Origin of the sequence: Kitasatospora sp. NPDC059599, from assembly GCF_042735125.1 — a bacterium.
GTDB lineage: Bacteria > Actinomycetota > Actinomycetes > Streptomycetales > Streptomycetaceae > Kitasatospora.
Map to the genome: position 1 here is coordinate 1 of NZ_JBHWCL010000236.1, position 9971 is coordinate 9971.

Consider the following 9971-nt stretch of genomic DNA (forward strand, 5'->3'; position numbering starts at 1 on the left):
GACACGGCGGTGGGGTTCGCACGGGTGGTGGGGGGCCGGGCCCCGTTTCCCCCCCCCCGGCGGGGGGGCCCGCACCCCCTCGGGAGCGCGGGCCCGCCGACGGCGTACCCCGCTCGGCCGAACCGGGGGCGCCGCATCCGCGGCGCACCCGGCACGGCCCAGCCGCACGACGGACGGGACCCAGCGCATGACCACCGAGACCAGGCCTTCCGACCCCGCCGACCCCGCCGCCGCCCGGGCCGCGCTGATCGCCGACCCCGGCCCGGTGGGCCGCCCGCGCCGGGAGGAGCTCGCCCGGCTCACCGACGACTGGCTGTCCGGGCTGCTCGACGCCGCCGGCGCCCCGCCCGGCGTCGCGCTGGTCGCCGTCGGCGGGTACGGGCGCGGCGAGCTGTCCCCGCGCAGCGACCTGGACGTCCTGCTGCTGCACGACGGCCCGATCACCCGCGAACTGCCCGAGCGGATCTGGTACCCGGTCTGGGACGCGGGCGCCAAGCTCGACCACTCGGTGCGCACCGTGGCCGAGGCCAGGAAGGTCGCCGCCGCCGACCTCAAGGCCCAGCTCGGCCTGCTGGACGCCCGCCACCTCGCCGGCGACCCGGCGCTCACCGCGGAGCTGCGCGCCGCGGTGTTCACCGACTGGCGCGCGAGCGCCCCCGCACGCCTGCCCGAGCTGCGCGAGCTGGGCCGCGAGCGGGCCGAACGGCACGGCGAGCTGTCCTTCCTGCTGGAACCCGACCTCAAGGAGGCCCGGGGCGGCCTGCGCGACGTGGTCGCGCTCGACGCCGTCGCCGCCACCTGGCTGGCCGACGCGCCCCGGGACGGCCTGGACGCCGCCGCGCTGCGGCTCTCCGACGTGCGCGACGCGCTGCACCTGGTCACCGGCCGGGCCACCGAGCGGCTCAGCCTCCAGGACCAGGACCAGGTCGCCGAGCGGCTCGGCGTGCTGGACGCCGACACCCTGCTGCGCCAGGTCTACGAGGCCGCCCGGACCATCGCGTACGCGAGCGACGTCACCTGGCGGGCGGTGGACCGGGTACTCGCCGCCCGGACCGGCCGGGGACGCCGGCCGGCGCGCCGAGCCTTCCCGTTCACCGGGCCCTTCACCGCACCGTTCACCGGAGCCGGCCGCGGCACGGGCGCGGTGGCCCGGGGCACGGTCGAGCGCCGCCCGCTCGCCGACGGCGTGGTCGAGCAGGACGGCGAGGCGGTGCTGGCCCAGGGCGCCCGACCGGCCGCCGACCCCGTGCTGCCGCTGCGCGCCGCGGCCGCCGCCGCGCAGAACGGGCTGACCGTCTCGTACGCGACCGTGCGCCGGCTGGCGGCCGAGTGCCGTCCGCTGCCGGTGCCCTGGCCGGACGAGGCGCGCGAGCAGCTGGTCACCCTGATGGGCGCGGGGGAGGCGGCCGTCCCGGTGTGGGAGGCGCTGGAGGCGGAGGGGCTGGTCACCCGGCTGCTGCCGGACTGGGAGCGGGTGCGCTGCCGTCCGCAGCGCAACGCCGTGCACCGCTGGACGGTCGACCGGCACCTGGTCGAGACGGCGGTGCGGGCCGCCGCGATGACCCGCCGGGTGGCCCGGCCGGACCTGCTGCTGGTCGCCGCGCTGCTGCACGACATCGGCAAGGGCTGGCCCGGGGACCACAGCGAGGCCGGCGAGGTGATCGTCCGCGACCTCGCCCCCCGGATGGGCTTCGGCCCCGAGGACACCGAGACCCTGGCGGTACTGGTCCGCCACCACCTGACCCTGGTCGACACCGCGACCCGGCGCGACCCGGACGACCCGGCCACCGTCGAGGCGATCACCAAGGCGGTCACCACCCTGCCGGAACTGGAGCTGCTGCACGCGCTCACCGAAGCGGACGCACTGGCCACCGGCCCGGCCGCGTGGAGCGGCTGGCGGGCCTCACTGGTGGACGGGCTGGTGGCCCGGGCGGCCGACCGGCTGGCCGGGGCGGCCACGGCGCCCGTGGAGGCGGCGCCGACCGCCGAGCAGGAGCGCCTCGCCGTCGAGGCCGCCCGCACCGGTGAGCCGGCGCTCTCGCTGCGCGCCCAGGCCGCCGGGACGGACCCGGGCACCGAACCGATGGGCGTCGAGCTGACCCTGGCCGTCCCGGACCGCCCGGGGCTGCTCGGCACCGCCGCCGGGGTGCTCGCCCTGCACCGGCTTGCCGTCCGCTCGGCCGGGCTGCGCGAGCTGGACCCGGTCGGTGCCGGTCCGGTCCTGCTGCTGTCCTGGCGGGTGGCCGCCGAGTTCGGCGAGCTGCCGGAGGCGGCCCGGCTGCGGGCCGACCTGCGCCGGGCGCTGGACGGCTCGCTGGACGTCGAGCGGCGCCTCGCCGAACGGGACGCCGCCGCCCCGCGCCGCAAGGGCATCCCGACCCCGCCGCCGGTGGTCGCGGTGGCGCCGGCGGTGGCCTCGGCGACCGCGACCGTGCTGGAGGTCCGCGCGCACGACGCCCCCGGCCTGCTGCACCGGATCGGCCGGGCGCTGGACGGGGCGGGCGTGCGGGTGCGCACCGCGCACGTCTCCACCCTGGGCGCGGAGGCCGTCGACTCCTTCTACCTGACCGACGCGCACGGCCGTCCGCTGGACGCCGGGCGGGCCGGGGAGGTGGCGGCCGCGGTCCGGGCGGCGCTGGGCTGAACGGCCCCGGGAGCCGGGCCGGGAAGGCCGCGACCAGGGGCGGAGGGCTCCGGGGCACAGGCGGGGAGGGGCTCCCGGCGCAGGGGCGGAGGAGCTCCGGGCGCAGGGGTGGAGACCATACCCGGGGCGGCCGGATACCCTGGGGGACGACGACCGTACCGATACCGATGCCGCAGAGGACCCGCGACGACGTGTTCGACACCCTTTCCGATCGCCTCGCAGCGACGTTCAAGAACCTTCGGGGCAAGGGCCGCCTGAGCGAGGCGGACATCGACGCCACGGCCCGCGAGATCCGCATCGCGCTGCTGGAGGCGGATGTCGCGCTGCCGGTCGTCCGGGCCTTCATCAAGCAGGTCAAGGAGCGGGCGCTCGGGATCGAGGTCTCCGGCGCGCTGAACCCGGCGCAGCAGATCATCAAGATCGTCAACGAGGAGCTCATCGCGATCCTCGGTGGCGAGACCCGTCGGGTGCGGTTCGCCAAGAACGGCCCGACGGTCATCATGCTCGCCGGTCTGCAGGGTGCCGGTAAGACCACCCTCGCGGGAAAGCTCGGCCACTGGCTGAAGAAGCAGAAGCACACGCCGCTGCTGGTCGCCTGCGACCTCCAGCGCCCCAACGCGGTCAACCAGCTCCAGGTGGTCGCCGAGCGTGCCGGCGTGGCCTTCTACGGCCCCCAGCCGGGCAACGGCGTCGGCGACCCGGTGCAGGTGGCCGAGGACTCGATCGAGTACGCCAAGCAGAAGCAGTACGACGTCGTCATCGTCGACACCGCCGGCCGCCTGGGCATCGACTCCGAGCTGATGCAGCAGGCCGCCGACATCCGCGCCGCGGTGAACCCGGACGAGGTCCTGTTCGTCGTCGACGCGATGATCGGCCAGGACGCGGTCACCACCGCGCAGGCCTTCCTCGACGGCGTGGACTTCACCGGCGTCGTGCTCTCCAAGCTCGACGGCGACGCCCGCGGCGGTGCCGCGCTCTCGGTCGCGCACGTCACCGGCCGACAGATCATGTTCGCCTCCAACGGCGAGAAGGTCGACGACTTCGACGCCTTCCACCCGGACCGGATGGCCTCGCGCATCCTCGGCATGGGTGACGTCCTCTCGCTGATCGAGAAGGCCGAGCAGACCTTCTCGCAGGCCGAGGCGGAGAAGATCGCCGCCAAGCTGCGCGGCGGCCCGAAGCAGTTCACGCTGGACGACTTCCTGTCGCAGCTGGAGCAGGTCCAGAAGATGGGCTCGATCTCCAAGCTGCTCGGCATGCTGCCCGGCATGGGCCAGATCCGCGAGCAGATCAACAACATCGACGACAAGGACGTCAACCGGGTCGGCGCGATCATCAAGTCGATGACCCCGGCCGAGCGCGCCGAACCGGAGCTGATCAACGGCTCCCGCCGGGCCCGCATCGCCAAGGGCTCCGGCGTCCAGGTCGGCGAGGTCAAGAACCTGGTCGAGCGGTTCTTCGACGCCCGCAAGATGATGTCCGCGATGGCCTCCGGCAAGGGCATGCCCGGCATGCCGGGGATCCCCGGCATGGGCGGCGGCTCGAAGAAGTCCGGCAAGAAGGCCCCGCAGGCCAAGGGCAAGCGCAAGAGCGGCAACCCGCTGAAGCGGGCGCAGGAGGAGGCCGCGGCCGCCGAGCGCCGTGCGCTCGGCCCCGGCGCCGGCCAGGACGCGGCGGACGGCGGGGCGTTCGGCCTCGGCGCGGGCAAGGGCCCGGCCGACTTCGAACTGCCCAAGGAGTTCAAGGACCTGCTGTAGTCCTCGGCCGTCGCGCCCGGTCGCGGTGCTCGTCGGCCGCGGTCCGGTTGCGGTGCTCGTCGGCCGCGGTCCGGTCGTGGTGCCCGACGGCGCCCGGTCGCGGTGCCCCGGCCCCGGTGCCCGTTCGTCCGGTCCCCACGGGGGGACCGTCCGCGACCCGCTTGACCGATGTCGGTCGGCCCGTCGTCCGGTGTTTCCGGGCGGCGGGCCGATCGCGTGTCCGATGATGGGGGCATGCGAGTGATGATCAGGGCCCCGAGGACCGAGGACGCGGTCGCGTACGCCGAGGCGGTACGGCGGTCCGCCGACCACATCGGACGGTGGAACCCGGTCGAGCCCGACGGGCTGCCCGAGCTGCTGGAACGCCAGGGCGCCGGCCTGCGCACCTTCCTGATCCTCGACGGGAAGACCGGCGGGCTGGTCGGCAAGGTGAACGTCGCCAACATCGTGATGAGCCGGTTCTGCAACGCGACGCTGGGCTACGACGCGTACCTGCCGTTCGCCGGAACCGGGCGGATGACCGAGGGCATGCGGCTGGTCCTGGACCGCTGCTTCGCCCCGCAGTCGGCCGGCGGCCTGGGGCTGCACCGGCTGGAGATCAACGTGCAGCCGGACAACGAGCGCTCGGTCGCGATGGCCAAGCGACTGGGCTTCCGGCACGAGGGCTTCTCGCCGCGGATGCTGTTCCTGCAGGGCGACTGGCGCGACCACGAGCGGTTCGCCCTGACCGCCGAGGAGTGGCCCGGCGCTTCGGCATAGCCGCTGGTGGGAGGCGTCCCGCGGGGCCGTACGGGTGCCCGGGCGCGGCGTTGCGGTTGGCCCGCCCGAGTGCCTGTCCGTATCGTCCGACGCGTGACCGAACCCGTGCCGCCGCGTCAGACCCCCGACCAGCCCTGGCGTTCCGAGGGTGCCCCGCCCCCGACACCGCCCCGCCGTCGGATGCCCGGCGGCTGGACCGGTCTCGTCCTCACCGCCCTCGTGGTGTTCCTGATCTCCGACGTGCTGCTGTCCTTCTTCGGCAACGAGGGCGCCACCACGATCTCGTACACCGAGTTCAACAACCAGCTGAACAAGGGCAACATCACCAAGATCTACGCCAAGGGCGACGCGATCGAGGGCACCCTCAAGACCGCCCAGCCCAAACCGGACGGCGGCAAGGGCGACTACACCGAGTTCGACACCCAGCGCCCCTCCTTCGCGAACGACAACCTGTGGGCCACGCTGCAGCAGCAGGGCGTCGAGGTCACCGCGACCTCGCCGGTCCAGCAGCGCAGCTTCCTCACCAACCTGCTGCTGTCGCTCGCCCCGATGCTGCTGCTGATCTTCATCTGGGTGCTGCTCGCCCGCCGGATGGCCGGCGGCCTCGGCGCCGGGCCGCTCGGACGCAAGACGCCGCCCAAGCCGGTCACCGCCGACCAGGGCAAGCGCACCACCTTCGCCGACGTGGCCGGCATCGACGAGGTCGAGGCCGAACTCACCGAGGTCGTCGACTACTTGAAGAACCCCGACCGGTACCGCAGGCTCGGCGCCAAGATGCCGCGAGGCGTGCTGCTGAGCGGGCCGCCCGGCACCGGCAAGACCCTGCTGGCCCGGGCCGTGGCCGGCGAGGCGGACGTGCCGTTCTTCTCCGCCTCCGCCTCCGAGTTCATCGAGATGATCGTCGGCGTCGGCGCCAGCCGGGTCCGCGAGCTCTTCGCCGAGGCCCGCAAGGTCGCCCCGGCGATCATCTTCATCGACGAGATCGACACCATCGGACGCCAGCGCGGCGCGGGCGGCGGCATGGGCGGCCACGACGAGCGCGAGCAGACGCTCAACCAGATCCTCACCGAGATGGACGGCTTCTCCGGCTCCGAGGGCGTCATCGTGATCGCCGCGACCAACCGGTCGGACGTGCTCGACCCGGCGCTGCTGCGCCCCGGCCGCTTCGACCGGCGGATCACCGTCAGCCCGCCCGACCGGGAAGGCCGCGCCGCGATCCTGGGCATCCACACCCGCACCGTCCCGCTCGCCGGGGGCACCGACCTCCGGCAGCTGGCCAAGGTCACCCCGGGGATGACCGGCGCCGAACTCGCCAACCTGGTCAACGAGGCCGCCCTGCTGGCGGTCAAGCGCGACCAGGACGCGGTCAACGAGCGGGACCTCTCGGACGCCCTGGAGAAGGTCCAGCTGGGCGCCGTGCGGCCCCTGGTCATGCCGCAGGAGGAGCGCGAGCGAACCGCGTACCACGAGAGCGGGCACGCGCTGCTGGGCATGCTGCAGCCCGGCGCGGACCCGGTCCGCAAGATCACCATCGTGCCGCGCGGCCGGGCACTCGGCGTCACCCTCTCCACGCCCGAGAACGACCGCTACTCGTACACCGAGCCCTACCTGCGCGGCCGGATCATCGGCGCGCTCGGCGGCATGGCGGCCGAGCAGGTGGTCTACGGGGTGATCACCACCGGTGCGGAGAGCGACCTGGAGCAGGTCACCAACATCGCCCGCGGGATGGCCGGACGCTGGGGGATGAGCGAGCGGGTCGGGCGGCTCACCGCGGTGCCCTCCGACCCGCAGGGCGCGTACGGGCTCTCCGCCGCGCCGACCACGCTGGACGCGGTGGACGAGGAGGCCCGGCGGATCGTCTCCGAGTGCTACGACGACGCCGTGCGGCTGCTGACCGAGCAGCGGCACCGGCTGGACGCGCTGGCGGCGGCGCTGCTGGAGGCGGAGACGCTGGACGAGGAGCAGGCGTACCGGGCGGCGGGGGTGCCGCGCGAGGGTGCCGTCGAGGAGGCCGCCGAGGGCGCTTCCGGGGGCGCTTCCGGGGGTTCCGACGGGTCCGGTGCGCCCGGCGGCTCCAAGCGCGGTCCGGGTGATCCGGGCGCTTCGGCTGGTCCGGGTGGTCCGGGCGCTTCGGCTGGTCCGGCTGGTCCGGCCGGTTCGGAGGGCGGCCCGGGAGGGAAGCCGCTCGACCAGGCGTGAACCCGTCGCCGGGGGCGCCCGCCACAGTGGCGGGCGCCCCCGGTCGGCGTTTCTAGCGCGGCCGCTCGGCGACCAGGTAGCGGAACAGGTTCTCCATCCGCACCGAGCCGTCCGCGCGCAGGTACGGCTGCAGCGCCTCCTCCAGCTCCTTGGCCACCAGCGAGGCGCCGGAGAACTCCTCGGCCGCCTCGAACAGGCCGGTGGAGAGCAGGCCGCGCACCGCGCTGTCGAGGTCCGCGTACGCGAACGGGCAGCTCACCCGGCCGCTGCCGGCCGGGCGCAGGCCGGCCGGGCCGAGCAGGTCCTCCAGCGCTCCCGGTGCGCTCAGCTCGAACGGGTCGCGCGCGGTCGTGCGGCCCGCCATCCGCCGGGCCACGTCCAGCACCGCGGCGCTCTCGCAGCGTTCCGGCGGGCCCCAGGCGGCGAGCACCACGTGCCCGCCCGGGAGGGTCAGCCGGGCCGCCTCGGCCACCACCCGGCCGGGATCGGCGGCACCGGGCAACTGCTCGAAAACCGTCACCAGCGAATGGGCCGACCGGGGGACGGCCGCCGTCGGCCGGGACCCGGCGCACACCCGCAGCCGACGGCCGCGGGCCAGCTCGCGCAGTTCGTCCCGCGGCTCCTGCCCGGCGACCTGCGCGCCCCGCCCGGCGGCGAGCAGCAGCGCCAACCCGGACCGGCAGCCCAGGCCGAGCACGCTGCTCGCCGGGCCGACCTCCAGCCGGTCGTGGACCGCCTCGTAGAGCGGCACCAGCATGCGTTCCTGGATCTCCGCCCAGTCGCGCGCCCGCGCGGGACCGTCGGCCCCTGCCTGCGGGTGGTGCGCGCGTGCGCCGGTCGGTCGTACGGTCGTGCCGGTCGTCCGAGCTGAAGCCATCGCGGCCTCCCATCCGGTCCTTCGGTGTGCTGCTACGGCTCCCCCAAAGTCCCGCCCCACTCCAGCGAACAGCGGGTCGGGCCCGGCGTCCAGAGGGGTGCAGGGTGGTGCGCGCGTGTCGCGGTGGTGCGCCCCCCGTCCTGCGGCCAGTCCGGCACCCGCCGAGGGTGTGATACCGATTCGAAGTCAGGGGGTCGCTCCCCGTACCATTCGCCCCATGGCTAAGGCACCCGTTCTCACCCCTCAGGCGGAAGACTTCCCGCGCTGGTACCAGGACCTCATCAACAAGGCCGAGCTGGCCGACAACGGTCCGGTGCGCGGCACCATGGTCATCCGACCGTACGGCTACGGCCTGTGGGAGCGGATGCAGCAGGAGATGGACGCCCGGATCAAGAAGGCCGGCGCGCAGAACGCCTACTTCCCGATGTTCATCCCGCAGTCCTACCTGACCAAGGAAGCGGAGCACGTCGAGGGCTTCGCACCCGAACTCGCGGTGGTCACCCACGGCGGCGGCAAGCAGCTGGAGGAGCCGGTCGTCGTCCGGCCCACCTCCGAGACGATCATCAACGAGTACTTCTCGAAGTGGGTGCAGAGCCACCGCGACCTGCCCCTGCTGATCAACCAGTGGGCCAACGTGGTCCGTTGGGAGCTCCGCCCGCGCGTCTTCCTGCGCACCACCGAGTTCCTCTGGCAGGAGGGCCACACCGCCCACGCCACGTACGAGGACGCCCGTGACTACGCGTCGATGATCCACACCCAGGTCTACGGCGACTTCATGACCAACGTGCTCGGCATCGACGTCGTGCTCGGCCGCAAGACCGCCAAGGAGCGCTTCGCCGGCGCCATCAACACCCTCACCCTCGAGGCCATGATGGGCGACGGCAAGGCGCTGCAGATGGGCACCAGTCACGAGCTGGGCCAGAACTTCGCCAAGGCGTTCAACACCACCTACCAGCTGCAGGGCGCCGAGCGCGAGCACGTCTGGCAGACCTCCTGGGGCGTCTCGACCCGCATGGTCGGCGGCCTGATCATGTCCCACGGCGACGACAACGGCCTGCGGGTCCCCCCGCGCCTGGCCGCCGTCCAGGCCGTCGTGCTCGCGATCAAGGGCGACGACGCGGTCATCGCCAAGGTCCGCGAGATCGGCGCCCGGCTGGAGGCCGTCGGCATCCGCGTCGTGGTCGACGACCGCACCGACACCCCGTTCGGCCGCCGTGCCGTCGACTGGGAGCTCAAGGGCGTTCCGCTGCGCATCGAGGTCGGCCCGCGCGACCTGGAGAACGGCACCGCGATGCTGGCCCGCCGCATCCCGGGCGGCAAGGAGCCGGTCTCCATCGACGCCCTGGCCGAGCTGCTCCCGGGCGTCCTGGAGGAGGACCAGGCGCTGCTGCTGCGCCAGTCCCGCGAGCGCCGCGAGTCCCGCACGGTCGAGGTCAAGACCCTCGACGAGGCCGTCGAGGCCGCCGCGACCGGCTGGGGCCGGATCTCCTGGGCCGACCTCGGCGCCGAGGGCGAGGCCAAGCTGGCCGAGCAGGGCGTCACGGTGCGCTGCATCGTCGCGGCCGACGGTTCGGTACCGGCGACGGACGACCAGGACGGCAACATCGCGATCGTCGCCCGCGCGTACTGACGCCGGCTCCCGGCGGGGGGGGGGGCGGGGTCCGGGGTACCCGGCCCCGCCCCCACCCCAGGAGCGGGCAGGGCCCCGGGGGGGCCCCCCGGCGCGACCCCAACC

At 74.4% G+C, this 9971-nt stretch carries 6 protein-coding genes; 5 read left to right on the plus strand and 1 reads right to left on the minus strand.

What is annotated here, in order from left to right:
- The first annotated feature begins 187 nt into the window (after nt 1-187).
- The 4 genes from ACFV04_RS42125 (at nt 188) to ftsH (ending at nt 7359) form a co-directional block, all read left to right on the plus strand.
- Nucleotides 188-2644: a [protein-PII] uridylyltransferase gene (locus ACFV04_RS42125; protein WP_380536400.1), complete on the plus strand. Its 2457-nt coding sequence runs from the start codon at nt 188-190 to the stop codon at nt 2642-2644.
- A gap of 191 nt (nt 2645-2835) precedes the next feature.
- Nucleotides 2836-4401, plus strand: coding sequence for a signal recognition particle protein (gene ffh / locus ACFV04_RS42130; RefSeq protein ID WP_360262093.1), 1566 nt, complete (start codon nt 2836-2838; stop codon nt 4399-4401).
- A gap of 234 nt (nt 4402-4635) precedes the next feature.
- The gene (locus ACFV04_RS42135) at nt 4636-5160 is read left to right on the plus strand and encodes a GNAT family protein (RefSeq protein ID WP_360262057.1); all 525 of its coding nucleotides are present in this window, start codon (nt 4636-4638) and stop codon (nt 5158-5160) included.
- 93 nt (nt 5161-5253) lie between these two features.
- Nucleotides 5254-7359 (plus strand): ATP-dependent zinc metalloprotease FtsH, encoded by a 2106-nt coding sequence (gene ftsH, locus ACFV04_RS42140; protein ID WP_380536401.1) that lies wholly within the window; start codon nt 5254-5256, stop codon nt 7357-7359.
- Nucleotides 7360-7411: 52 nt separating this feature from the next.
- On the opposite strand, the gene ACFV04_RS42145 is transcribed toward ftsH, so the two are convergent.
- The gene (locus tag ACFV04_RS42145) at nt 7412-8236 is read right to left on the minus strand and encodes a methyltransferase domain-containing protein (RefSeq protein ID WP_360262059.1); all 825 of its coding nucleotides are present in this window, start codon (nt 8234-8236) and stop codon (nt 7412-7414) included.
- Nucleotides 8237-8453: 217 nt separating this feature from the next.
- Between ACFV04_RS42145 and proS the strand changes: the two genes are divergently transcribed.
- Complete coding sequence (gene proS, locus ACFV04_RS42150; protein WP_380348744.1) at nt 8454-9866, plus strand: proline--tRNA ligase; 1413 nt, start codon at nt 8454-8456, stop codon at nt 9864-9866.
- The last annotated feature ends 105 nt before the right edge of the window (nt 9867-9971 follow it).

What these genes read in the sequence shown, in the direction of transcription:
- ACFV04_RS42145 (WP_360262059.1), bottom strand. Translation starts at nt 8,236, where the DNA reads ATGGCTTCAGCTCGGACGACCGGCACGACCGTACGACCGACCGGCGCA.
- ACFV04_RS42125 (WP_380536400.1), top strand. Translation starts at nt 188, where the DNA reads ATGACCACCGAGACCAGGCCTTCCGACCCCGCCGACCCCGCCGCCGCC.
- proS (WP_380348744.1), top strand. Translation starts at nt 8,454, where the DNA reads ATGGCTAAGGCACCCGTTCTCACCCCTCAGGCGGAAGACTTCCCGCGC.
- ACFV04_RS42135 (WP_360262057.1), top strand. Translation starts at nt 4,636, where the DNA reads ATGCGAGTGATGATCAGGGCCCCGAGGACCGAGGACGCGGTCGCGTAC.